Source organism: Micromonospora sp. NPDC049139 (assembly GCF_055586845.1).
On record NZ_JBVJHK010000012.1, the window covers coordinates 144,310 to 166,333 of the forward strand.

Sequence of the window (22,024 nt, forward strand, 5' to 3'; positions counted from 1 at the left end):
ATCAGCAGGCCCTATCGCCGCCCCGGCGGGAAGCGTCACCCTCAATCGTCCGGCCCGGCTAATCACCTTGTTGCCCTGCTGGCCCCTGCCTACTGTGAGGCAATGATCTCGCGACTGCTGACGGTGACCTTCGATGCGCACAACGCGGCCCATCTGGCGCAGTTCTGGGCCGGCATGCTCGGCCGGCAGGTCGTCGAGGACGCCGGTGGCGCGCTCCTGCCCGGCGAAGACGGCCAGCTCAGCCTCCGGTTCGTCCCGAGCCGCGCGGACAAGGTGGGGCCGAACCGCAGCATGCACCTTCACCTGACCAGCGCCAGCAACGACGACCAGCAGCACACGGTGGCCACGGCGCTGAGGCTCGGCGGAAGCCACCTCGACGTCGGGCAGCGCCCCGAGGAGGGGCACGTCGTCCTGGCCGACCCCGAGGGCAACGCGTTCTGCGTGATCGGGCCGGGCAACGCCTTCCTCGCTGGGTGCGGCCTGCTCGGGGAACTCGCCTGCGACGGCACCCGGGAGGTCGGCCTCTTCTGGAGCGAGGCGCTGGGCTGGCCGCTGGTGTGGGACCAGGACCAGGAGACCGCGATCCAGTCACCGCACGGCGGCACGAAGGTCGCGTGGGGAGGCCCACCCGTGGCCCCGAAAGAGGTGAGGAACCGGCAGCGCTTCGACCTCGCCCCGGCCGGCGGCGACCAGCAGGCGGACGTCGACCGGCTGGTCTCCCTCGGGGCCGCCCGGCTCGAGGTCGGTGAAGACGGCGCCGTCGTGCTGGCCGATCCCGACGGCAACGAGTTCTGCGTGACAGGAAACTGACCACAGCGCGGCCGGGCTACGCAGCTCGGCGGCGGGCGAGGGCGCCCCGGGGGCGGCGGGGCCGAGCCAACTGTCGGGAAGCGCCTCCAGCACCTCGTACGTCGCGTCGGGCGAGGTCGGCAGCGCCTGGCGCGCACCTGCTGGACCCGCCGCCGGACAGCCGGGCGTACGCGGCGATGATGCTCGTGTGGGGGGGCTCCACGGTTACAGTTGCAGGGCGGCGCTGAGCGCGGCCAGGTACGCCCCGGCCTGCGCCCCGTTGACCAGCCGGTGGTCGTAGGCCAGCCCGAGGTCCGCCGTCATGCGCTCGCGCACCGCACCTCCGACGTCCAGCACGACCTCGCGGTGCACTTCGACCACGGCGTCGGCGAGGTCGCCCAGGTCCAGCTTCGCCGCGTCGCGGATCACCGGCAGGAACAGCCCAGTGCCGACGTCCACGGTGAGCCCGACCGACGGCTGTGCCGCGTCGATGACCCGGCCGTCCCCGGTGAGCTGGGCGTAGAGGGCAGGGAACTGCTCGTGCAACCTGGCCACGGCAGCGATGACGATCTCGGTCAGGCTGGCATCGGCGCCGGTCTCGTCGGCGGCCCGGCGCGCGTACGCGAGGGCGGCGGTCACGTCGACCCGCACGGCGGTGAAGGCGACCGGGATCTCCCGGTGTGAGGTCGTCACCACCTCGGCGATGCGGCGTTACGACGGCGGCAGCGACCGCCCCGGCAGCGCCACGCGGACGGCTCAGCGACCGGGGGCGCCGCAGCAGGGACGGCACCGGCGGCTGGATGTAAGCCGATGGTCGAGCCCGGGACGCAGTCGGCCCCGGCGGCGAGGCCCTGGCGCAGGACGCCCGCGTGCGTCGCTGCCAGCTCCTCGATCGCCTTGGAGGTCTCGACCGCCACGATCGGCTGTCCGATCTCGACGGTTGCACCGGCCGGAACCAGCCACTCCAGCAGCACATAGCTGTCGTCGTTGTTGTTGAGCTTGGGAACGCTCACCGCGACGCCCAGCTCCGCCGCCCGCGCCTGGCGCAACCTGGTGGGAGCTCGACCACTTCAACATCGACGTGAAAGTTACGAAATGCAGCGGATGCCCACGAGCGGGCGGTCGTAAAGTGCCGGGCTGCCTCCTGGTCGGAGAGGCAGAGCACCAGGCGTGGTGTGGTCGTCAAGGTCGAGGCGACAAAGAGGAGCCGCCTGGCATCAGCCAGGACCTTGTGCTTCTGAGCGGATTTCGGCGGTCCCTGATGGGCCCAGGCCTCGACGAGCACCGTCGAATCCTGGTCAGCGCCGTCGATCTCCACCCGAACCCCGTCCGCCACCGTGAATCTGCGCGGCTTCAACTCACAACCAAGCCGATCACTCAGCAGCCTGAGCATGACTCTTTCGGCACGTCGCTGTGCTGCACTGTCGCCCGCCGCCGGCTCCGGCAGGACCTCCTGCTGCACAATTGAGCCTGCGGGACGTGTGCCGGCGAGGTACTCGTTGACGATCTTCCCCCTCGAGCCGATGTAGCGGCGGATCCGTCCGTCCTCTTCGAGCCTGCGGCACACCTTGTTGATCGTCTGCCGGAGCTGTACGCCGAGCCGCCGCGCGAGCACGTCGTCGTCGAGCGGGAGCCGCGTCCGCAGCAACTCCTGCAAAACCCGCTCGGCAACGGTGAGGTTGGCTGTCTCGATTGCTCCTCTACGCCTGTTCACCGAAGCAGCGCACCTGGCGACCCCGTCTCTGCGTGCGCGAAGGCTTCCTCGGGCGTGGGTGCCGTCCATCTCTGGTCGGCAGGACGCAAGGGCATGCCACGGGCGAACACGGCGATACCGGTCAGCAACCCTTTCCACAACTCCGCCCGCCATACCGGTCCCGAACGGGTCACCACCAGCAGTCGCCGGCCATTCCACCAGCCATGGGTTTCCGGCCCGCCTTCGGCCACGACGTGGACGTCCGGAAAGTCACGGAGCGTATCCAGCGCCGCGATGAGCGAGTGGCGCGAGCTCCGACCGGCCTCGACGCACACGACGCCGTCCCCGTCGACGTGAGCACCGTCGAGTCGGTCAACCGCGTCGTGCAGTGCGGTGCGGCCAAGAACCCACCACAGCTCAGCCGTGAAGTCGGTCTGTTCGAACAGCAGCCGTTCCCTCCGCTCCGTGACACCGAACCGGCACCAGCTTCTAGCTTCCCGTAACCAGTCGGCACCACACTCACCGAGAAAGGCGGCGGGAGCAGACACCGTCGTGGTCGGCACGGAGCAGGCAGCGCCGACCGCCGGACATCCGCAGGTCGCAGAAGACCCGGTGACGCACGTTCTGGTTGTCCTCGTCGGAGACGGTGATCTCCCCCGGGTCGGTCTGCGGCAGCACCAGCAGCCAACGGCTGATCACCCGGGCCAGCCGCTGCGCCGCCGGCAGGTCGGCGGCGGCGACGGGCAGGTGAATGACATACCGCTGGGTCATGCCTCGTGTCCCCGGTCGGCACGGGCGCGGGCCTGCTCGGACTGCCAGCGGCGCAGCGCGTCCTTGAGGACGGCGGTTTCTCGGCCGCTGGCGGCCAGGGCGGCGTAGACGGTGGCCATGTCGCCGGCGACGCGGTCGAGGAAGCCGTACACGTCGGCCGGTTCCAGGCCGCGGCGTCCGAGCCCGACCGACTTGAAGCGGCGCTCACGCACCTGCCACGGCAGCAGGCTGGTGTACGCCGAGGAGCGGTAGGTCGCTCCCGGTCGCTGGTTGCGGACGCTCATCTGCTGCCTGCCTCTCCCTCGTGTACTGGAAGGGGTGGGTCCGTCCGCCCTCCCCGCACGCACGGGCCCACCCCGCCCTGCCGCCGCAGCTTCGATCAGCGGTACGACACCAGGGCTTGTGGTCATCCTGTGACGATGCGCAGCGTTGAGGCAACGTTCCACGGCAGAATTCTTCCCAGATGTATTGACTTTCTTTGCTGCTACCGATAGCTGTTACATGACCAGGTGACGCAGTGTTGCGCGACGGAATCAGGGAGTGTCCGGGTGACCGAGGATGTCGGATCGACCGTGCCGCGCCGGCAACTCGGCCGGCTGCTGCGCCAGTACCGCACCGAGGCAGGCGTGACCCTCGACGCCGCCGCCGAGGCCCTCGAATACAGCCGGCAGAAGATCTGGCGGATCGAATGCGGCATGGGCCCGGTCCGGGTGCTCGACGTCAAGGCGATGTGCGAGCTGTACGGGGTGTCCGCCGAGATGACCGAGGCGATGCGTGGGCTTGCCACGGAGACGAAGTCGAAGGGCTGGTGGCACGCGTACGGGGACGCGGTCCCGAGCTGGTTCGAGCTGTATGTGGGCCTGGAATCCGCCGCCGCCTCACTGCGGCAGTATCAGGAGACCGTGATTCCGGGCCTGCTGCAGACCCGCGAGTACATTCAGGCGCTCGCTCGCATCGACCAACCGGCCGCAAGCGACGAGGAACGCGAGCACGCAGTTCAGGTCCGCCTACAGCGACAGGGCCTGCTGACTCGTCGCCTGCCGCAGCCTCCCAAGCTGGACGTGATCATCTCCGAGGCCGTCCTTCGACGTCGGGTCGGTGGAGAAGCTGTCATGACCGGCCAGCTGAGCGCGCTCGTGGACGCTTCCGAACGTGCCAACGTCTCGCTCCGGGTGGTGCCGTTGGATGCGGGACCGCACGTCGGCGCCGTCGCAGGATCGTTCGTCATCCTGGACTTTCCCGTCACCAAAGGCGGCCGGGCGGCACCCGAGCCGTCAGTCGTGTACAGCGAATCGCTCACCGGGGCGCTCTACCTTGACAAGCCTGCGGAACTGCAGGCCTACGAGGCCGCCTTCGCGAGTGCCGCACGGCTGGCACAAGGTGAGGCAGAATCAAGAGACACGATCAAGAGGATCATCGGGGAGATGCGGCATGACTGACCTCAGCGGAGCCGTCTGGCGAAAGAGCACCCGCAGCGGCGGCAACGGCGGCGAGTGCGTCGAGGTGGCCACCAACCTGCCCGGCACCGTCGCTGTCCGCGACTCGAAGGACTCCGGCGGTACTGCGCTCGTCTTCACCCCTGGCTCCTGGATCGCGTTCGTGACTGCGTTGCAGGCCAGCGATCAGGATTCGAGGTTCTTATACCGGTAGGTGACCGTCGCCTCAGACAAGTTTTGGTCCGACACCACAAGCTCCCGATCGAGAGCGGCTTCACTCATGCGCTTCCGATCCACATCGGTAAGGGGGACCGTGCCGAAGCGGCGCCGAAGCTCCTCGAGCTTGTCGGGCAGAGCGTTGTAGTGGCAGACGACCTCCTCGACCTTGTTCTCGCTGGTCTTCGCCGCCACGAACTCAGCCGCGAGTTCCAATAGCGGCGCCATCTGCCCGGTGACAGGTGCCGAGGGATCGAGTCGGAACACCGAGGAGGTCGCACCCTGTATCAGGTTGATCGCGTACTTTTCCCAGTCCACCTCGATGCAAAGGTATCCGACAAGCTCGCCCGACCTTGTGTATTGAGCAATTTTGACTCGCCGCAACAACCCGTCGCGGAATCCCTCGAATATCGTCTTGAGTGCGGCGGCCGGGACCCCGGCGGCTGCCGCGACCTCGCGCGAGACGTGACCAATGACGTTGGCGCGGGTCAGCGCAGCAACCTTCGCGCTGACATTCACCTTGATGCGGGGACCGCTGAGAGACATCTTCCCTCCTACAGAAATCGGCGCGGCTTGGCGGACTCGTCGTGGCGCAACTTCAATGCGGCCTCATACTCCTCCAATCCGAACTTCGGAGCCCTGAATGCTCGCCTGATCGCATTCACATCATAAACTCTGTATTTGCTCGCATAGTCGTAGGCGTGCGACGCCAGACAGTCATTCAGCGCAGCCGAATAGGCGGCCAGTGGCGCCGCCGAATACTTGTTAGAAAGCTTGGCAGCCTCATTCATGGACAACTGCGGAATATACGGCTGCAGCATGGTGAAGACAACCTGCGACCGCTCGTCCGCATTCGGTTCCCAGGTGAATATGTTCGACCTACCTGGGCGCATCAAGGGCCCATGCATTGAGCTGAAGTCGTTGCCGGTGAGAAAAATCGGGTATCGGTCGGTGGTCCCGACATCACACATAGAAATGTCATCAGCGAGGTTCATCAGGAACCCCACCAGAAGCTGAGAGTTGACCGTGTAACGGCTGTTCGCCCGCTGGTTTGCAGGACTGAGGTCGAAATCTTCGAGCAACAGTGCCGGGTAGCCGCGAGAATTTGGAGCCTCACGGTAGGCACGCGCCCTCCCGTACAGGTCACGCACACCTTGCACCGAGTCCCCCTCGTGTGAACCACCGAGCATCGCGGCCGAGAGGGCAAAAACGACGAACCCGCCGGCACGGAGGCTCTCGCGGGTCTGATAGGACTTCCCATCCCCGGGGCGGCCCTGGACCGCGAGCAGTAGGGGGTATTTCGGAAAGGCCGCAACCGAGATCGCATGCGACAGGATCGACTTATGAAATCGCGGAGGGATGAACATGCTATCGATCCTGCGCCTTGTCATCGAAGATGAACGTGTCGCCCCGCCGAACGCGCAGTTCCGCGTCGGTCAGGAACCGCACTTCCAGATCTTCCCCACTGAGCCCTCGATACGATTCACCCACACGATGGAGCGGCAACTCTCTCTTCTCCGGGTCATTGTCGCCGCGATCGGCCGCTCGTTCCGAAGGAACCTTGGCACCCCCACCCTTCCCCGAGTCGCGACCAACCGAACCACCCTTGTTCTCCGCCATTCGCGGAGGCGCGGGCGAGGGCGTGGCCGCGCCTCCGTTGCCCCGGCCGTGTCGCTTGCTTGTTCTCTGCTGATGGCGGGCCGCGATAATGGCGGCAAGCACTGCGAAGACCCCACCGACGATCGCAGCTATCACTTCAGCCATGAAGATCCAATCCTAACGAAAGATCAAGAATTGGCGTCCCAAAGTCCAACAAGGGCTGAACCGCAAGTGTGCCACCTCCCGACAAGCACCTCAGGGACAAGTGGTCAACGGATTTCATGGTGGCCCTTGACACCCGGCACGCCGCCGTCCAGCCGATCGAGACGAACCAGCAACATCTCGATCTCCTCTGCCGCCGGCGACTGTGCCCCGGAGGAGGCGCTGACGTCATCGAGCAGACCCTGAAGCCTGCGTCGCGCACCGGAAACATCGCCCATCCCGGCGGCGAGCATGGCGATCTGTTGCCGCAGAGCGACCAACTCCGGCGAGCCGGGTGGCATGACCCGCTCCTCCTCAACGAACACCGCTTCCAGCTCACTGAGCGCTGCGGTGGCCTCGCCCAGTTCCGCCTGGCAGACAGCCGCCTGCTGCCGGCACTGCCAGATCAGCTCCTGGTCGGGCACCGGTCGCGCGGCCAGATCGGGGATCAGCCGCTGGAACTCGGGCAGGGCCTGCCGGAACGCGCCGGCGAGGACGTAAAGGTTGGCCAGGTTGACGCGCAGCTCAAGGATCCTCGGCTGCTTGGCCGCGCCGTGTGCCTTGCGGATCGGGCGCAGTGCGGTCTCCAGCAGCTCGGCCGCCTGGGTGAACCGCTCCTCCTCTGCCAGTTCCCAGGCCCGCTCCTCGACCTCCGCCAGCTCGTCGGGAGAGGGGACGTGGATGACCTCCGGAGCGTTGTGCGGCCGCACCAAGTCGATCTTCGTGGGGGCGAGGGGCGCCCGGGGCGGCAGCGGACCAAAGGGGTACCGGTACGGCATCGTCGGATCGACCCGCTGGCCGTCCACCACCGCCATCGCCAGGTCGGCGGCAAGGTCCGACTCGACAGCACCGAGAGGCATCAGGATCTCGTACACCTCGGCGGCGGACCCCGGACGTTGCTGCGGATCCTTGGCGAGCATCCGCACCACGAGCTGCACCAGCTCCTCCGGCACGCCAGCGCGGTGGTCGGTCACCAAGGGGATCGGGTCGTTCATGTGCCGGTGCAGCATGCCGAGCGGGTTGTCCGCCCGGTAGGGCGGGTTGCCGGTCAGCAGTTCGAACAGCACGCAACCAAGCGCATACAGGTCGGCCTTCGGGCCCACCGTGCTGTTCAGCGCCTGCTCTGGCGCCATGTAGGTGGGCGTGCCGAGGGTGTGGCCGGTGGCGGTCAGCCGGGGTACGTCTGCCGGGCCGAGCAGCGCAGCTACCCCGAAGTCGAGGACCTTTACCGAGCCGGTGGGTGTCACCATCAGGTTCTGCGGCTTGAGGTCGCGGTGCACCAGCGAGGCCGCGTGCGCCGTCGCCAGCACGGAACAGATCTGCGCCCCGATCGCCGCGGCCCACGGTACGGAGAGCCAACCGCGTTCAGCGACCAGGTCGGAGAGGAGCATGCCGGGTACGAGCTGCATGACGATGTAGATGTCGTCGCCCTGAACACCGACGTCGTGCACGCTGGGCACCCCGGGGTGGTCGAGCCGGGCGGTCACCCGGGCCTCCCGCATGAACCGCTCGACCGCGTTTTCCCGCTCGCCCTCCGGGATGGAGAGCCTGCGGAGGAACTTGATGGCGACGGGCCGGTCGAGCTTCTCGTCGAAGCCGGCCCACACCTCGCCCATGCCGCCGTGACCGACCGCGTAGGTGAGTTCGTAGCGGTCGGCCACGCGGTCCTGCGCCTGCATCGCCATCGCCTCCCAGCGCGAGCAGCCGGTCCCACCCACGGGACCATTCATTCAGGTTATGCGATGCCCTTGCGGCGGCGGATCATCTGGTACGCCTGCCGGCGCGCGAACTGGTTGAGCTGCGACCGCAGGCTCTCGTCGTCGAGGTAGCGCTGCATGAGTTTGCCGTTGTCGTCGTGCCGGGACAGGATCACGTCCTCGATCCGCTTGTCGCATACGACGCCGAAGTTGCTCTCGTCGTTGACCATCGCGGCGGCTTCGAGGGTGCCGTCCTCGGCGAGGGCGACGATCTGCTGCTCGACCCAGACCTTGTCCGCCTCGCCCAGCCCGATGCCGAACTTGTCGTTGAACGCGTCGATCAGCTCCGACAGGGCCACCTTCTCCGGGTCGTGCTGCCGACCCGCTCCCCCGCCGACGAAGCCGGGCAGCATCTGCTCGCCCTCGGGCGACAGCGAGGCGTCGTGCTCGCCGGTCTTGCTGACCCGCAGGTGGGTGAGCTGCACCTCGCCGATGTCGACGGACGGGTCCTGCCTGCGCGGCAGCCGGTTGAGCAGCGCACGCCCGTAGAGGTAGAGGCGTTCCAGGTCCTCGTCGTGGTAGGGCACGACCTGGCTGAGGAACGCGTACATCCGGGTGTAGTCGCGCAGCGCGGACCGGAAGCCGTCGGCGGCCTCGGGGTCGTCGGCGGCGAGGGCCTTGTAGCGGTCGACGGCCGGGTCGGTGAAGCGGTAGAGCGCGGCGTGCGCCCGCTGGAGGCCGGTGTCGCTGGTCGCCTTGCGCTCCGCGGCGAGCAGCGCCTCGGCGTACGCCTGCATCTCCGAGTCGACCAGCACCGGATACCCGGTGACCGCGTTCTGGGCGGTGTAGAGCAGGTTCGGGTCGGTGGGCGTGGTGGCAGCGGTTTCGAAGTACGGCTTGAACTGCTCGGCGATGTCGCCGGCCTCGTTGACGAAGTCGAGGACGAAGATGTCGCCCTGGGCCTTGAGCGGGTGGGTGCGGTTGAGCCGGGACAGGGTCTGCACGGTGGCGACGCTCTTGAGCAGCTTGTCGACGTACATCGTGGTCAGCAGCGGCTGGTCGAAGCCGGTCTGGTACTTCTCGGCGACGACCAGAATCCGGTACTCGGTGTCCTGCTTGGCCCTCGGCGTGCCGGCATGCTTGTCGTCGGCGGCGGTGTAGGCGAACTTCTCGGGCAGCTCACCCTCGCTGAACCCGTTGACCCGCGCCTCGGTGTGCTCGACGCCGTCGACCTCCAGCTCGCCGGAGAACGCGACCAGGGAGTCACAGCCGACGTAGCCCTGCATGTCGACGTACTTGCGGATGGCGGTGTGCAGGCGGACGGCGGCCTCGCGGGAGCCGGTGACCACCATGGCCTTGGCGCGACCGCCGAGGCGCGGCGCGGTGTGCTTGCGGAAGTGCTCGACGATGATCTCCGCCTTCTGTGCCTGCATCGTCGGGTGCAGGCTGGCGAAGCGGGCGAGCTGCGCGCCGGCCTTCTTCGGGTCGACGTCCGGGTCGTCGGGGTTGGCGTTGGCCAGCTTCCAGTACGCCTTGTAGGTCACGTAGTTGCGCAGCACGTCGAGGATGAAGCCCTCCTCGATGGCCTGGCGCATCGAGTACGTGTGGAACGGCTGCGGGTTCCCGGTGACCGGGTGCGGCGTGCCGAAGAGTTCGAGGGTCTTCGGCTTCGGCGTGGCGGTGAACGCAAAGTACGACAGCGTCTCGTGCCTGCCCCGGGCCAGCGCGGAGGCGGTGAGCAGGTCGCCCGACTCGTCCACGTCGTCGCTGCCGAGCTTGAGCAGCACCTTCTTCAGCGCGGCGGCCGAGTCGCCGGACTGCGACGAGTGCGCCTCGTCGACGATGACCGCGAACCGCTTGCCCTTGAGCCCCTGCACCTTGTCGAGGATGTAGGGAAACTTCTGCATGGTGGTGATGACCACCTTGGCGGTCTCGCCCTGGAGGGCGGCGGCGAGCTGCGCGGAGTCCTTGTCGATCCGCTGCACCACGCCCGGCACGTGCTCGAACTGGAAGACGGTGTCCTGCAACTGCCGGTCCAACACCACCCGGTCGGTGATGATGATGACCTTGTCGAAGACCGGCTCGTTCGGGCGCAGCCGTTCGTTGTCGACCACGGGCGCCGTGTGCAGGCTGGACAGCCGGTGCGCCAGCCAGGCGATAGTGTTCGACTTGCCCGACCCGGCCGAGTGCATGACCAGGTAGTTGTGGCCGGAGCCGTGGCGGGCCGCGTGGTCGGTGAGCTGGGTGACCGCGTGCCACTGGTGGTAGCGCGGGAAGATCAGGCTTCCGGAGTCCTTGTCGGTGTGCAGGAACCGCCGGACCAGGTCCATCCAGGTGTCCGGGTGCCAGATCTGCTCCCACAGGTAGGAGCTGCGGTAACCCTTGTCGCCGGCCGGCGGGTTGCCGGCGCCGCCGGAGACGCCCGGCCCGTCGGAGCCGGTGTTGAAGGGCAGGAACCGAGTCTTCTCCCCCGCCAGCTTCGTCGTCACGAAGACCAGGTCGGGATCCACGGCGAAGTGCACGAGGGTACGCCGAGCGAAGAGCAGTTCCTTCGGGTCGCGGGTCTTGCGGTACTGCTCCTTGGCGTCCTCGACGGTCTGGCCGGTGAGCGGGTTCTTCAGCTCGGCCGTGGCGAGCGGAATGCCGTTGACGAAGAGGACCAGGTCGAGGGTCTTGTTGCTGCTGGTCGAGTACGCGAGCTGGCGGGTGACGGTGAGGCGGTTGGCGCGGTAGAGCTTCAGCGCGTCGTCGGTGATGGCGTGTGCGGGCTTGAAGTAGGCGAGGCGGATCAGGACGCCCTTGTCCTTGACGCCACGGCGGAGAACGTCGAGAGGGCCGCGCTCGTCGATCTGCTTGGCGAGGTGCTGGGCGAACTGCCGCTGCGCCTCGTCCGGGTTGTTCCCGTGGTACGCCAGCAGCTTCGCCCACTCGTCCGGCTGCGTCGCCCCGACGAACGCAAACAGCTCCGCCGTGTCCAGCCCCAGCAGCCGGCTGTGGTGGCTGGGCTGGCCGGGCAACCAGCCGGATGCAAGCAGCCAGCCCTGAACCGCCGCCTCGAACGACTGCTCCTGATGAACGCTCATCGCCGTATCCGTTCCCCTGCATCGGCAGTCACAGAAACCCCATCTCACACCTGCCGCTCAACTACCAGTTGACGACGTAGGACCAATCTCTATACTGCGCCGCTGTCCGGGCAGGCGTTGCTCTGGCTCGACGATCCACTCGCCGGTTTCTTTGTCCTGGGGATCATCCTCGAACAAATTGCGCCAACCTTCGACAGAATCCAGATGTCGCACGAGCTTTTTGACGAATGCTTTAGTGTAACCATAATCGCCGTGCAGTTCGTCGTAATGGCAGTACTTCTCATCGGTCCGTTCAGGGTATTCCGAGCCGCCTTTAGGCCGAACCTTGAGCTTATGCCACGCCCTAATGAAGTATCCCATGTGGAAAACGAAGGGTATCTGCTGGGCCACCTCATGGACTACCTGGCGAGGCTTGAGTAGCTCGTAGTTCACTACGCCGCGCTTCTGCTCGCGCACGACGACAAAGCCTTTCCGCCCAAGTTCCTCGACGGTTGCCTTCTGCTCCTCAGTCATATCGTCGTAGCGGGTGTACTGAATTGCTAGAGCTTCCGGGTCTTTTGGGGCGAGTTCGTTCGTTACGCGAAGGCGAAACTCATACCGGCGATCGTGTACGAGGTTGTTTGGCAAACCTGATTCGTACTCGGCAATAAACTTCCTGAGGGGCGCAGGAAGACCTTTACGCAACCGGCGAAGGGTGACTTCGCCAGCATCAGTGAAACTGCCGACGAAAAGAGGGAATCGGAGCATTCCCGCAAGACTTGCCGTCTCACCGAACTGCCCAACCAACTCCTCTTCATAGTTCAGAAGAAGCGCTTGGGCATATCCCCCCAACGCCACCGTGAGGGACAGGTCCGCCTTGCTTGCGTAACGGTGCTCGATTTTGTTGCGGAGCCCGATAAAGAATTCTATATTTCTGCGAGTAGGGTCATCGTTTGACCATCGCTCCGCGACGCACTTCGCCAACTCCCAACGTTTTGGCTCGCCGTCGACACGTTCCAGCAAACGCGGATTGCCTCGCTGCCTGTAGCGGAAGTCTTTACCGTCGCGAGTGAACTCCGCATGCAGCAGGTATAGCCAAGCGAGATGCATATGCACCACGAAACCCTCGAATGAACGCTCCTCTGCGGGGTCGTTATACAGACGCACCGCGAGAGACGCTTCGGCTTGTGATGCTGCGATCATCGGCCAATGCCGTGGTCGACGCGCCATGACTCCAGCTCTCGAAAATCGGCTAATTCGATGTGGCGAGCCGCTGTCGCCGGGACAGTTTGCGATACTGCGGCACCAAGGAGCGGCGCCTTGACCTACCGACCGGATGCCCGAGGCGCCCCGACGCCTTAATGCAGTTATCCATCCAGACTCCGCGCCGTCGCCACGTCAACCTTACCCCTCAGCGCCGCCGCTATCAGCACCTGCCGCCGTTCACGGAGACGCATCACCTGCTGGTCGATGAGGTTTCGAACTCGTTCCGTTGAGTCCAACGATCTGCGCAAGGACCTTACCTTCCTACGTTGCAGGTCGAGTGACGGAAGAGGCAAAGGAAAGCCAAGAATCTTGCCGCTATTTGTCGAAGCTAAATTCGTAGTCTTGACTCCCGTGCTTTCGAAATAGCATCTGCCATGAAGCGACTGAGTTACTAGCGCAAGATACTCTCCGTCAAGCTGCGTCCCGGCGGGCCGCAAGGCGAAAATATGATTTTGGTGGAGGCAATTCTCAAGCTCTCCTCGCCAGACGGCGCCGCGACCCAACTTGTCAAGATCGCCTCCTTCGGTCATTAAAACATCGCCTCGCTGGAGCGTGCTTCGATCAGCTATTGCGCGCGGGACGGTAATTTCAGTGACCGAGTCTAGACGGAGATGGCCGGCCTGAACGTTGGCGACCCTTAGATAGGGACGCGTAACCACCTCACCACTTAAATCACGGGCACCGTCAACCGTAAGACCCGACTGCAGTCGACAAACGAATCCTAGCCGCACAAGCGGGATATTTGAAGGGAGTTTCGGCAGCCAGGGCATAGGGGGTGAATCGGCAGGCTGGGTTAGAATGCCTGGCGTTAGGCATTCGGAAATCTCGGCGAGACACCGCTCATCGAGTGCGACCAACTGCCTTTGTTTTCCACTTTCAACCTTCCCAATCCGACGCGACTCCGCATCGAGGAAGTCGGCGATACGCTGCTGCTCCTCGATGGGCGGACATGGCATGACCAGCTCGCCTATCAGCGAGGCACTCAGGTTTTGAAGACCTGTGGAAGTGGAGCTAAGTTGCCTCACTTGCCGCTTAACAAGCAGACTGTTGAGGAAGTACCAGACGAATCGCGGTTCACACCGTTTGGAGACTCGAAGGCGTTGAAGGAAGTTAGAGAAAGCAACGACGTTTGCGGCGAGGTTGCGTGTCACAATTCCCGTCTTGCCAAGGTGCGCATCGCTACCACTTGACTTTACGACGACCAGGTCGCCGGCCCGTAGACGCGTCGTGGATACCTCTCGTGGCGATAAGGCACGCATCGCCATACCTTGAGAATTGATCAGTCCATCCACACTGATTTCGGTGGACCTCAGCACCGGAACCCCGTTACCCAAGCGCGGATCCATCCCCCAAGCCCCTGCGTCACTTCTAGACAGGATCCGCTTCAGCTTAACTTCCGGGAAAGTCATCGCGTAACCTCGGCCAGCAATGCTTGAATTTCCGCTTCGAGGGACCTGATCTCGGCATCGATACTCGAAAGCGGACGTGGCGGAATGTAGACGTAAAAGTGGCGGGTGAAGGGAATCTCATACCCGATCTTGGTCTTGGGCTCGTCGATCCAGGCGTCTGGGACATGCGGCAGAACTTCACGCTTGAGGTAGTCGTGCACATCCTCGTCCAGCGGCACGTTCTCGTTGTCCCGCAGGTCAGCATCCGGCAACGGCTTGCCCTTACGGTCGGTCTGCACCTCCCCCTCCGGGTCGTTGACCGAGAACGCCTCCCACACCGCCTTCTCCACCGCCGCCGGCAGCTTCCCCAGCCCGTTCAGCTTCATCGCAAAGTCAGCACGAGTCGCGGACGCCGTACCGATCAGCGACTTCGCCGCCGCCAGCAGCGACTCCCGCTCCGCGTACTTGAGCACCGCCTTCGCCTCCGCGAGCAGGGCGACCGTCTCCTCGGTGACCTCGAAGCGCAGGCGCAGCGGGCGCTCGACAGTGATCCGCTGGTAGCCGAAGTCGGTGGTCTTGAAGACCTTCACCTTGGCGTGCTGCGGGTGCTCCGGATCGTCCGCGATGGACAGCGCGTCAACGTACGCCCGGGTCAGGTCGTCGATGTGCTCGTCGGTGAGCATCTTGCGCTTGTCGCCGAGACTCTTGCGCATCTTGGTCCAGTGGTCGCGGCCGTCGAGCAGCACGACCTTGCGCGCACGCGCCGGGTCCTTGCGGTTGGTGAGGATCCAGAAGTACGTGGAGATGCCGGTGTTGTAGAAGAGCTGGTCGGGCAGAGCGACGATGCCCTCCAGGAGGTCGTTCTCCAGGATCCAGCGGCGGATCTCCGACTCGCCCGAGCCGGCCGCGCCGGTGAACAGCGGCGAGCCGTTGAAAACGATCGCCAGGCGGCTGCCGCCGTCCTCGGGGCGCTTCATCTTCGAGATCATGTGCTGGAGGAAGAGCAGCGAGCCGTCGTTGATTCGGGGCAGGCCGGCACCGAAGCGGCCGGCGTGGCCGCGCGCGGCCTCCGCCTTGATGTAGTTCTCGACCTTCTTCCACTCCACGCCGAACGGCGGGTTGGCGAGCATGTAGTCGAAGCGCTCGCCCTCGTGGCCGTCCTGGCTGAACGAGTTGCCGAAGGCGATCTTCGTCGGGTCGCCGCCCTTGAGCATCATGTCGGAGCGGCAGATTGCGTACGTCTCGCCGTTGAGCTCCTGCCCGTACACCTCGACGGTGGCGTGCGGGTTGTGCTCCTGGATGTGGTCCTGGGCCTCGCTGAGCATGCCGCCGGTGCCGCAGGCCGGGTCGTAGATCTTGCTGACGATGCCGGGGGTGACCAGGTCGTCCTCGTCGGGAGCGAGCAGCAGGTTGACCATCAGCTTGATGACCTCGCGCGGGGTGAAGTGCTCACCGGCGGTCTCGTTGCTGATTTCAGAGAAGCGTCGGATCAGATCCTCGAAGACGTAGCCCATCTGGTGGTTGGAGACCACATCCGGACGCAGATCGACGTCAACGAAATTGGCGACCACCTGGTAGAGCAGACCGGCCTCGGCAAGCCGGCTGATCTGGGCGTCGAAGCCGTACTTGTCGAGCACGTCGACCGCGCCGGGCGAGAAGCCGCCGATGTAGGCACGCAGGTTGATCGCGACGTGGTCCTGGTCGCCGAGCAGCTTGCGGAAGGACATCTCGCTGGTGTTGTAGAACGACAGACCAGCGGCCTTACGCAGCACCGGATCCATGTTCTGCACGCCGAGCTGCTTGAGCTGGGCGTGCTTGGCGAGCACCGCATCCTTCGTCGGCTCCAGCACCCAGTCCAGGCGGCGCAGCACGGTCAGCGGGAGAATCACGCGGCCGTACTCGGAGCGCTTGTAGTCGCCGCGGAGCAGGTCGGCCACGTTCCAGATCAAGTCCGTGAGCTCTTGGTGCTTGGTACTCACCAGGTTCCTTTCGATTGCCTTAAGTGAAGGAGTATGGCCGGTGCGCCGAGGCGGTGCAGTCCACCACCCGGTTACGAGGAGCCCGTTTCGTCAGCAGGGACGGCGATTGGTCCCTTACTTGCTCGGTCGCTTACGGCTCGGCCGCTGCTCAGCCTGGAGTGATCCACGCGCGAGGCCGTCCGCGGTGAGCTGGACCAGCTCGGCCCCCAGCGACGCCGCCTGTCGGATTGCCGACTCGAAGGCGTCGAGGCGCCGGAACGCCTCCCCGTGCGCCCGTTGCTCGTCGAGCGGCAGGCGCCGCACCTGGGCCCGCCGGATGTCGAGGCGGAGCGTGCCCGACAGGCTCGACGCCTGCTTCTCGTTGGCCGAGGTGCGCAGTTGCCCGGCGAGGAACCACGGGTCGAGCGCGGCCGGGTTGGGGCGCAGCAGGTAGAGGTTGCGACCGAGCAGGGCTCCCTCGGCGGTGATCACCCGAGGCGTGAGCGTGCGGGCGATCATCGGCACCACGACATCGCCCACCGCCAGGGGGATCTCCTGGCCGAGCCGGTTGTCGGCCTGGCCGGAGGCGTCGACGCCGGCCAGCACGTCCTGCACGGTGAGCACCGGCGGCCCACCGGTCGATCCGCCACCATCCGTGGACGAGTTGGCCCGGATGGGGCCGATCAGCTGCAACGCGCCGCTGCGCGCCAGCTCGGCGACCGTGACGACGAGCGGTGCTACCCCGTCGGGCACGGGCGTGACCTGCGGCATCAGCGCCGGCAGGTCGCCGACGATGGCAACCAGCCGCTCTCTGGTGCGTACCAGACGCTCCCCGCTCTGCTCGCCCCCGACGGCGGGTTGCCGACGGGCGGGGGTGAGGTCGACCTCCTCGTCGAGCAGCTCGATGACCGGCACCGCGCGGGCGAAGCCGACCTCCTCGATCTCGGCGTCGGGTGCGGCGATGAAGGCCCGCCAGGCGGCAAGGACCCGTGCCGAGAGGTCGGGAAGGTCGCCCTCCGCGGCGTCGACCAGCAGCGCCCGCGCCGGGGCGGGCGCGTCGGCCGTGGGCCGTCGCAGCACCCACAGATGCAGCGGTACGCCGTGCGGCGCGGCCACCCCGCTCGGGAGTGCGATGACGGCGCGCAGCGCGCCGCGGCGCAGCAGTTCGGCTCGGATCCGCCGGCCCGCGCGCCGCCCGGCGGCCGCCGGCGGCATCAGGATCACGGCGTGCCCGCCGGGGCGGAGGTGGGCCAGCGCGTGCTGCACCCAGGCCAGCTCCGGCTCGGTGCGTGGCGGGACGCCGTACTCCCAGCGCGGGTCGTAGCCGAGTTCCTCGTTGCCCCAGTTCGTGACGCCGAACGGCGGGTGGCAGATGACGGCGTCGACGGTGCGGCCGGCGAACGCGTCGGCGCGCAGTGAGTCGCCGGGGCACACCTCGCCGGGCACCTCGCGCAGGGCGAGCCAGAGCCCGGCCAATCGGGCGAGGTCGTCGTCGAGCTCCTGTCCGTAGGCCGCGACGCAGCCGGCCCGCACTGCGGCCCGCAGCGTGGCGCCGGACCCCGCAGCAGGATCGAGGACGGAGCCGCCACCGACACCGGCAAGCTCGACCATCAGGTCGGCCAGTTCGTCCGGGGTGGCCCAGGGACGACCCGGGCCGGGCGCGGAGAAGCGCTGCCACAGCTCGTCGAAGGCGGTCTGCGGCCCCAGCTCGTCGGCGAGCGCGTCGATTTCCGGTCGCAGGTCGGCGACGACGGAGGTGTCGGTGTGTCCACGGCGTGGTCGTCCGGCGCGTTGCCCGGCGAGCAGCAGGGCGCCGACGGCGGCCAGCCCGGTCGCGGGGGTCTCCCCAGCGGCGGCGAGGTGGCGCCAGAGCCGGTCGGCCCGGGACAGCTCGGGGAGTTTGCCCTGCCGGCGCAGCCACCGCTCGACCTCGGCGAGGTCGAACTCGGGGCTGGCCGTGGTGCCACCCACCGGGGCCGGGAAGTCGGGATGGCGTTTCCGCCAGTTGCTGACGGCGGCGCGACCCACCCCGGCGAGCCGGGCGATCTCCGCCGCCGTAATGGTCGGGTTCACCTGCACCTCCGAAGTGTGTCACACCCGTCAAGCATCGTGTCCGTTGACAGCGTTCACAGATGATGCTCTCATTGACGCCGCCACGGTTCACACCAGGAGGATTTCGATGCGCAAGACCACCACGCTCGCCCTCATCGCCACCGCCGTCGTCGCGCTGGGCTGCAGCTCCGGGGCCACCGACAGCTCCAGCGGCTCCGGCAGCGACAGCGGCGCCAAGGGCGACGACAAGCCGGCGAAGACCGCCAAGATCGGCCAGCCGGCCCGCGACGGGAAGTTCGAGTTCACGGTCAAGTCGGCCAAGTGCGGCGTGACCAAGGTCGGCACCTCGATGCTCGGCGACAAGGCCCAGGGCCAGTTCTGCCTGGTCACGGTCAACGTCAAGAACATCGGCAAGGAGGCGCAGCTGCTCGACGGCAGCAGCCAGAAGGCCTACGCCGCGGACGGCACCGAGTACTCGTCCGACACCGAGGCCGGCCTCTACGCCAACAAGGACCAGAGCACCTTCTTCGAGGAGATCAACCCCGGCAACCAGGTGACCGGCGTCTTCGTCTTCGACATTCCGAAGAACGTCAAGCTCACCAAGCTCGAGCTGCACGACTCGATGTTCTCCGGCGGCGTCACCGTCGCGCTGAGCTGACCTCTCGCATTCGGTCGGGGCGGGTGATCCGCCCGCCCCACTGCCTCCGACGCAACCCCCACCCGTCAGCCAACAGCGGAGACCGCCATGACCGACCAGACCAACCCGATACCGGCGCACCATTCCCAGGAACCGCGCAAGTCTGCACAACCCGGGATGCCGTTCATCCCCGAGACCTGGCCCACGCAGCCTCGACGGAGGCGCCGCAGTGTGCTGATCGTGGTAGCCGCGGTGGCCCTCGTAATCCTGGCGACTGGCATCGCTTTCGCACTCGTCAACCGGCAGTCCCCGCTCGAGGCGGCCCGCCAGGTGTGCGGGGCCGCGTCGGACGACTACGCGAGGTTGGGTGACGACGGCAGCACGTTGACCCTGCGCAGCCTCGGCAAGGAAACCAGCGGCCTGAGCCTCGACCAGCTCGAGTGCTACTGGTCCGAACTGGAGATGCCGGACTCCGTGCGAGCGGAGGTCGAAGCGACCAGGGCGCTGGACGGACGGCGGTCCGGCGAGTGGGACGGAATCCGCGCCTCGTGGAGTTACCACCCGGACAGCGGCGTCCAGATGGTCTTCACGCTCGCGGACTGATCACCACCTACCCACTCCCACGTCAAGGAGGCGTTGTGCGTCGTGACGAGTTCATCCACGCCCTGGAGTTGCTCCCCGGTCCGCTGCGCGAGCGCGCCTTCGCGCTGCGCACCTACGTACGGCTGACCCGCTGCCCGGACTGCCAGCGGATCGGCGATGCCGTGAAGCTGTCCGTCACCGCGGCCCACTACGACGCGTTCGCCTCGGCCGGCCAGTTGCTCGACTCCGCCGAGCGGCTGGCCGCTGAGCACGGCACGGCCTGCCGGCCGCAGCCGCAGCAGCAGCGGGGCCGCGGCCGGGTGGGCCGCTGGGCGGGCGCGTCCGCGACCCTGGTCGCCGCGACCGACGCGAGCTGGAAGGGCTGCGCCGGCGGCATCGGGTACGTCGTCAGCGACGGCCACTACGGCCTGCGCGGCCGGCGTACGGGCCGGCTGGACCCGACCGGCGCCTCGCGGGTGCTGGTCGACGAGTTGCGGGCGGTCGAGTTCCTGCTGTCGGCGTACGACGCGGTGCCGGCCGGCATGACGGTGCTGCTGGACAGCCTGAGCGCCCTGCGGTACCTGCACCGCTGGCAGGGCGGCGACACCACCGCCATGCCGGCCGGCTACAGCCTGCGGCCGCGCCGGTGGTCGGACCAGCCGACCCTCGTACGGCTCGCCGAGCTGGTGGGCCAGCGGCCGGACCTGTCGTTCGCCCACGTGCGGGGGCACAGCGGGCACGCCCTCAACGAGGCCGCCGACGGCCTGTCGCACATGGCGCGCCGCCGGGTCGGCGAGCCCTTCGACGTACGCCCGCGGGCGCACGCCCTGGCCGACGCGTTCCTGCGCGACTGGCACGCCACCGTCGCGTCCTGATCCCCCACTCTCACGCCTGGAGACGGTCATGCTCCTCCCCCGCCACACCACCACCGTTCAGTCGCCGGCCTCCTCGCTCCTCCGTCGGGCCGGGTCACACCCGCGCACCCGCCGGCTCGGCGTCCCGCTGGCCACCGCCGCGCTGACGGCCGTCGTCCTGGCAGGCTGCGGCGACGACCCGACGGCCACGGGTAGCGCGTCCACGCCCTCGGCCAGTCCGTCCGCCACTGCGAGCGCGTCCCCGACGCCCAGCCCGACGCCGCCGCCTGACCGGGACGGCGACGGGATGCCCGACGGACTCGACCCGTACCCGGACGACCCGAAGAACGTCCCCCAGCAGGGGCCGATCACCGTCTCGTGCGACACCGGTCAGGACTGGGATTCCGCGCTCACGATCTCCCCCGGCGCGGACGGGCGCCCCGACTTCAGCCAGGTCTGGCTGGCGAAGCCGAGCTCGTGCGAGGTGGAGGGGACGGTCGCCATCGTCACCGCCACCGAGCAGGCCGCCTACAAGACGTCCGGCTACGACGACCAGGACATCTCGACGCTGTACGAGATCTGCGCCGCCGTCGACCCGGACGACGTCTACGCCGAGCCGGGGTTCGCCGCCAGTCCTGCGCAGATTGCTGAGAGAAACGGTGCCCTGACGCTCTGCCCGAAGCACCCGTACGCGAAGAAGTGGCGCGAGGCGGTCCGGCGCGGCCAGGCCGACGTCAAGCTCGAGGCGGAGGGACGGCTGTTCGGGCCAGGCACCTTCCGGGTCGGCAAGGAGATCAAGCCGGGCACGTACGTCGCCACCGACGTCGAGGGCTGCTACTGGGAGCGGCAGAACAGCTCCGGCCGGATCATCGACAACTACTTCACCAACAGCGCGCGGCGGGTGCAGGTCACCATCCGCTCCTCGGACTACGCCTTCAGCTCCGAGAGGTGCGGCGAGTGGCGCCCCGCCCGCTGAGCCCCTGGTTGACCCAGCGGAGCAACTCCCACTCCACGGCACCCGCGCCGCACATCCGTTCACCCCAGACAGGAGTCACCGTGACCCACCAGTCCGGCTACGACCCGTACCGGCCTTCGCCGCCGGTGCCGGCCCTTCCCCCGCCACCAAGCCCGCGCCCGCCGTACGGCTATCCGGCGGCCCATGTTGTCGTACAGGTGCCGCCGACCTCTGGCGTCGCCGTGGCGTCGATGGTGCTCGGGATTCTCGGCGTCCTCGGCGGGTGGTGCCTGTTCGGGTTGCCGTGCCTGCTCGCCGTCATTCTTGGCCACGTCGGTCTGAACGAGACCCGCAACAACGCGAAGTCGGGGCGAGGCATGGCCGTCGCGGGCCTGGTCCTCGGCTACGTCTTCGTCGCCCCGATGGTCCTGCTGACGGTCATGGTCTTCTTCGGCGGGCTGATCGGCGCGGCCACCCCCTCGACCACCCCCACCCCCTGAGCAAAGGACGGACCGCCATGCCGACCGACCAGGATCGCCACCCGGAGCCGGACGACGACGTGATGCTCGGCGTGAACGCGTTCCAGATCATGGCGCGCCGGTACGTGGAAGGGCGGATCGCCGAACTTTCCCCCCGGCCCGAGGACGCAGACGCCCGCCTGCGCGGGCTGCTCGCCATCTATGAGGACCTCATGGGCAAGGGCCACCCGGATCCGCTGACGTTGCTCGCGAGCGTGCTGGGCATTCCCGTGGACACGCTGGTCGTCCATCTGCGTGCGGCCGGCCGCGACCTGCGGCCCTCGTAGTCAAGCGGCTCGCTGGCAGGCAGGCTCCGCCGCCCACGTCTTGTTCCGCTGGGCGTTGAGGCA

At 67.1% G+C, this 22,024-nt stretch carries 24 protein-coding genes; 9 read left to right on the top strand and 15 right to left on the bottom strand.

What is annotated here, in order from left to right:
• Positions 1 to 102 precede the first annotated feature (102 nt).
• The gene (locus ACZ6Q9_RS20885) at positions 103 to 810 is read left to right on the top strand and encodes a VOC family protein (RefSeq protein ID WP_396829421.1); all 708 of its coding nucleotides are present in this window, start codon (positions 103 to 105) and stop codon (positions 808 to 810) included.
• Positions 811 to 1,014: 204 nt separating this feature from the next.
• Here ACZ6Q9_RS20885 and ACZ6Q9_RS20890 read toward each other — a convergent pair whose 3' ends face one another.
• From ACZ6Q9_RS20890 to ACZ6Q9_RS20915, 6 genes are read right to left on the bottom strand one after another with little or no spacing between them, the layout of a single operon-like run.
• Positions 1,015 to 1,482 (bottom strand): 2-oxo acid dehydrogenase subunit E2, encoded by a 468-nt coding sequence (locus tag ACZ6Q9_RS20890; protein WP_396829422.1) that lies wholly within the window; start codon positions 1,480 to 1,482, stop codon positions 1,015 to 1,017.
• On the bottom strand, positions 1,479 to 1,802 hold the full coding sequence (locus tag ACZ6Q9_RS20895) for a lipoyl domain-containing protein (protein WP_393449483.1): 324 nt from the start codon (positions 1,800 to 1,802) through the stop codon (positions 1,479 to 1,481). The genes ACZ6Q9_RS20890 and ACZ6Q9_RS20895 overlap by 4 nt, the downstream gene beginning before the upstream one ends.
• Positions 1,799 to 2,503, bottom strand: coding sequence for a hypothetical protein (locus ACZ6Q9_RS20900; protein WP_393449480.1), 705 nt, complete (start codon positions 2,501 to 2,503; stop codon positions 1,799 to 1,801). Before ACZ6Q9_RS20900 ends, ACZ6Q9_RS20895 begins: the two co-directional genes overlap by 4 nt.
• Positions 2,500 to 3,045: a hypothetical protein gene (locus ACZ6Q9_RS20905; RefSeq protein ID WP_396829423.1), complete on the bottom strand. Its 546-nt coding sequence runs from the start codon at positions 3,043 to 3,045 to the stop codon at positions 2,500 to 2,502. Before ACZ6Q9_RS20905 ends, ACZ6Q9_RS20900 begins: the two co-directional genes overlap by 4 nt.
• On the bottom strand, positions 3,002 to 3,253 hold the full coding sequence (locus ACZ6Q9_RS20910; RefSeq protein ID WP_396829424.1) for a hypothetical protein: 252 nt from the start codon (positions 3,251 to 3,253) through the stop codon (positions 3,002 to 3,004). Before ACZ6Q9_RS20910 ends, ACZ6Q9_RS20905 begins: the two co-directional genes overlap by 44 nt.
• Positions 3,250 to 3,537, bottom strand: a complete 288-nt coding sequence (locus tag ACZ6Q9_RS20915; protein ID WP_396829425.1) for a DivIVA domain-containing protein — start codon at positions 3,535 to 3,537, stop codon at positions 3,250 to 3,252. The genes ACZ6Q9_RS20910 and ACZ6Q9_RS20915 overlap by 4 nt, the downstream gene beginning before the upstream one ends.
• Before the next feature lie 264 nt (positions 3,538 to 3,801).
• On the opposite strand from ACZ6Q9_RS20915, the gene ACZ6Q9_RS20920 reads away from it, so the two are divergent.
• Positions 3,802 to 4,692, top strand: coding sequence for a helix-turn-helix domain-containing protein (locus tag ACZ6Q9_RS20920; protein ID WP_396829426.1), 891 nt, complete (start codon positions 3,802 to 3,804; stop codon positions 4,690 to 4,692).
• Positions 4,685 to 4,903 carry a DUF397 domain-containing protein gene (locus ACZ6Q9_RS20925; protein WP_393262485.1) on the top strand — a complete coding sequence of 73 codons (219 nt, stop codon included), beginning with the start codon at positions 4,685 to 4,687 and terminating at the stop codon, positions 4,901 to 4,903. The genes ACZ6Q9_RS20920 and ACZ6Q9_RS20925 overlap by 8 nt, the downstream gene beginning before the upstream one ends.
• Here the strand turns inward: ACZ6Q9_RS20925 and ACZ6Q9_RS20930 are convergent.
• The 9 genes from ACZ6Q9_RS20930 to ACZ6Q9_RS20970 form a co-directional block, all read right to left on the bottom strand.
• Positions 4,876 to 5,451 (bottom strand): hypothetical protein, encoded by a 576-nt coding sequence (locus tag ACZ6Q9_RS20930; protein ID WP_393262488.1) that lies wholly within the window; start codon positions 5,449 to 5,451, stop codon positions 4,876 to 4,878. The two genes, ACZ6Q9_RS20925 and ACZ6Q9_RS20930, sit on opposite strands and share 28 nt — an antisense overlap.
• A gap of 8 nt (positions 5,452 to 5,459) precedes the next feature.
• Entirely contained in the window at positions 5,460 to 6,272 is an 813-nt protein-coding gene (locus ACZ6Q9_RS20935; protein ID WP_393262490.1) for an AAA family ATPase, read from the bottom strand.
• Position 6,273: 1 nt separating this feature from the next.
• Positions 6,274 to 6,669, bottom strand: coding sequence for a hypothetical protein (locus tag ACZ6Q9_RS20940; protein WP_396829427.1), 396 nt, complete (start codon positions 6,667 to 6,669; stop codon positions 6,274 to 6,276).
• 104 nt (positions 6,670 to 6,773) lie between these two features.
• The gene (locus ACZ6Q9_RS20945) at positions 6,774 to 8,435 is read right to left on the bottom strand and encodes a serine/threonine-protein kinase (protein ID WP_396829428.1); all 1,662 of its coding nucleotides are present in this window, start codon (positions 8,433 to 8,435) and stop codon (positions 6,774 to 6,776) included.
• 5 nt (positions 8,436 to 8,440) lie between these two features.
• Positions 8,441 to 11,485, bottom strand: a complete 3,045-nt coding sequence (locus tag ACZ6Q9_RS20950; RefSeq protein WP_396829429.1) for a type I restriction endonuclease subunit R — start codon at positions 11,483 to 11,485, stop codon at positions 8,441 to 8,443.
• A gap of 57 nt (positions 11,486 to 11,542) precedes the next feature.
• Positions 11,543 to 12,667 (bottom strand): DUF3644 domain-containing protein, encoded by a 1,125-nt coding sequence (locus ACZ6Q9_RS20955; RefSeq protein WP_396829430.1) that lies wholly within the window; start codon positions 12,665 to 12,667, stop codon positions 11,543 to 11,545.
• A gap of 164 nt (positions 12,668 to 12,831) precedes the next feature.
• Complete coding sequence (locus tag ACZ6Q9_RS20960; protein WP_396829431.1) at positions 12,832 to 14,139, bottom strand: restriction endonuclease subunit S; 1,308 nt, start codon at positions 14,137 to 14,139, stop codon at positions 12,832 to 12,834.
• Positions 14,136 to 16,097 carry a type I restriction-modification system subunit M gene (locus ACZ6Q9_RS20965; protein WP_396829432.1) on the bottom strand — a complete coding sequence of 654 codons (1,962 nt, stop codon included), beginning with the start codon at positions 16,095 to 16,097 and terminating at the stop codon, positions 14,136 to 14,138. Before ACZ6Q9_RS20965 ends, ACZ6Q9_RS20960 begins: the two co-directional genes overlap by 4 nt.
• A 114-nt stretch (positions 16,098 to 16,211) precedes the next feature.
• Positions 16,212 to 18,149 carry an N-6 DNA methylase gene (locus ACZ6Q9_RS20970; protein WP_396829433.1) on the bottom strand — a complete coding sequence of 646 codons (1,938 nt, stop codon included), beginning with the start codon at positions 18,147 to 18,149 and terminating at the stop codon, positions 16,212 to 16,214.
• 106 nt (positions 18,150 to 18,255) lie between these two features.
• Between ACZ6Q9_RS20970 and ACZ6Q9_RS20975 the strand changes: the two genes are divergently transcribed.
• From ACZ6Q9_RS20975 to ACZ6Q9_RS21000, 6 genes are all read left to right on the top strand, one after another.
• Positions 18,256 to 18,786 (top strand): DUF4352 domain-containing protein, encoded by a 531-nt coding sequence (locus tag ACZ6Q9_RS20975; protein WP_393262504.1) that lies wholly within the window; start codon positions 18,256 to 18,258, stop codon positions 18,784 to 18,786.
• Between the two features lie 87 nt (positions 18,787 to 18,873).
• Entirely contained in the window at positions 18,874 to 19,368 is a 495-nt protein-coding gene (locus ACZ6Q9_RS20980; protein WP_393449441.1) for a hypothetical protein, read from the top strand.
• A gap of 35 nt (positions 19,369 to 19,403) precedes the next feature.
• Entirely contained in the window at positions 19,404 to 20,222 is an 819-nt protein-coding gene (locus ACZ6Q9_RS20985; RefSeq protein WP_396829434.1) for a ribonuclease HI, read from the top strand.
• A gap of 28 nt (positions 20,223 to 20,250) precedes the next feature.
• A complete protein-coding gene (locus tag ACZ6Q9_RS20990) occupies positions 20,251 to 21,177 on the top strand; it encodes a hypothetical protein (RefSeq protein WP_396829435.1) in 927 nt (308 codons plus the stop codon).
• Positions 21,178 to 21,257: 80 nt separating this feature from the next.
• A complete protein-coding gene (locus tag ACZ6Q9_RS20995) occupies positions 21,258 to 21,656 on the top strand; it encodes a DUF4190 domain-containing protein (RefSeq protein WP_396829436.1) in 399 nt (132 codons plus the stop codon).
• A gap of 17 nt (positions 21,657 to 21,673) precedes the next feature.
• Positions 21,674 to 21,961, top strand: coding sequence for a hypothetical protein (locus ACZ6Q9_RS21000; RefSeq protein WP_396829437.1), 288 nt, complete (start codon positions 21,674 to 21,676; stop codon positions 21,959 to 21,961).
• Positions 21,962 to 22,024: the final 63 nt, after the last annotated feature.

Bases quoted from the DNA above. Each gene is read 5' to 3' on its own strand.
- ACZ6Q9_RS20885 (WP_396829421.1), top strand. From the start codon at position 103: ATGATCTCGCGACTGCTGACGGTGACCTTCGATGCGCACAACGCGGCC.
- ACZ6Q9_RS20910 (WP_396829424.1), bottom strand. From the start codon at position 3,253: ATGACCCAGCGGTATGTCATTCACCTGCCCGTCGCCGCCGCCGACCTG.
- ACZ6Q9_RS20915 (WP_396829425.1), bottom strand. From the start codon at position 3,537: ATGAGCGTCCGCAACCAGCGACCGGGAGCGACCTACCGCTCCTCGGCG.
- ACZ6Q9_RS20925 (WP_393262485.1), top strand. From the start codon at position 4,685: ATGACTGACCTCAGCGGAGCCGTCTGGCGAAAGAGCACCCGCAGCGGC.
- ACZ6Q9_RS20930 (WP_393262488.1), bottom strand. From the start codon at position 5,451: ATGTCTCTCAGCGGTCCCCGCATCAAGGTGAATGTCAGCGCGAAGGTT.
- ACZ6Q9_RS20935 (WP_393262490.1), bottom strand. From the start codon at position 6,272: ATGTTCATCCCTCCGCGATTTCATAAGTCGATCCTGTCGCATGCGATC.
- ACZ6Q9_RS20940 (WP_396829427.1), bottom strand. From the start codon at position 6,669: ATGGCTGAAGTGATAGCTGCGATCGTCGGTGGGGTCTTCGCAGTGCTT.
- ACZ6Q9_RS20945 (WP_396829428.1), bottom strand. From the start codon at position 8,435: ATGAATGGTCCCGTGGGTGGGACCGGCTGCTCGCGCTGGGAGGCGATG.
- ACZ6Q9_RS20950 (WP_396829429.1), bottom strand. From the start codon at position 11,485: ATGAGCGTTCATCAGGAGCAGTCGTTCGAGGCGGCGGTTCAGGGCTGG.
- ACZ6Q9_RS20955 (WP_396829430.1), bottom strand. From the start codon at position 12,667: ATGATCGCAGCATCACAAGCCGAAGCGTCTCTCGCGGTGCGTCTGTAT.
- ACZ6Q9_RS20960 (WP_396829431.1), bottom strand. From the start codon at position 14,139: ATGACTTTCCCGGAAGTTAAGCTGAAGCGGATCCTGTCTAGAAGTGAC.
- ACZ6Q9_RS20975 (WP_393262504.1), top strand. From the start codon at position 18,256: ATGCGCAAGACCACCACGCTCGCCCTCATCGCCACCGCCGTCGTCGCG.
- ACZ6Q9_RS20980 (WP_393449441.1), top strand. From the start codon at position 18,874: ATGACCGACCAGACCAACCCGATACCGGCGCACCATTCCCAGGAACCG.
- ACZ6Q9_RS20990 (WP_396829435.1), top strand. From the start codon at position 20,251: ATGCTCCTCCCCCGCCACACCACCACCGTTCAGTCGCCGGCCTCCTCG.
- ACZ6Q9_RS21000 (WP_396829437.1), top strand. From the start codon at position 21,674: ATGCCGACCGACCAGGATCGCCACCCGGAGCCGGACGACGACGTGATG.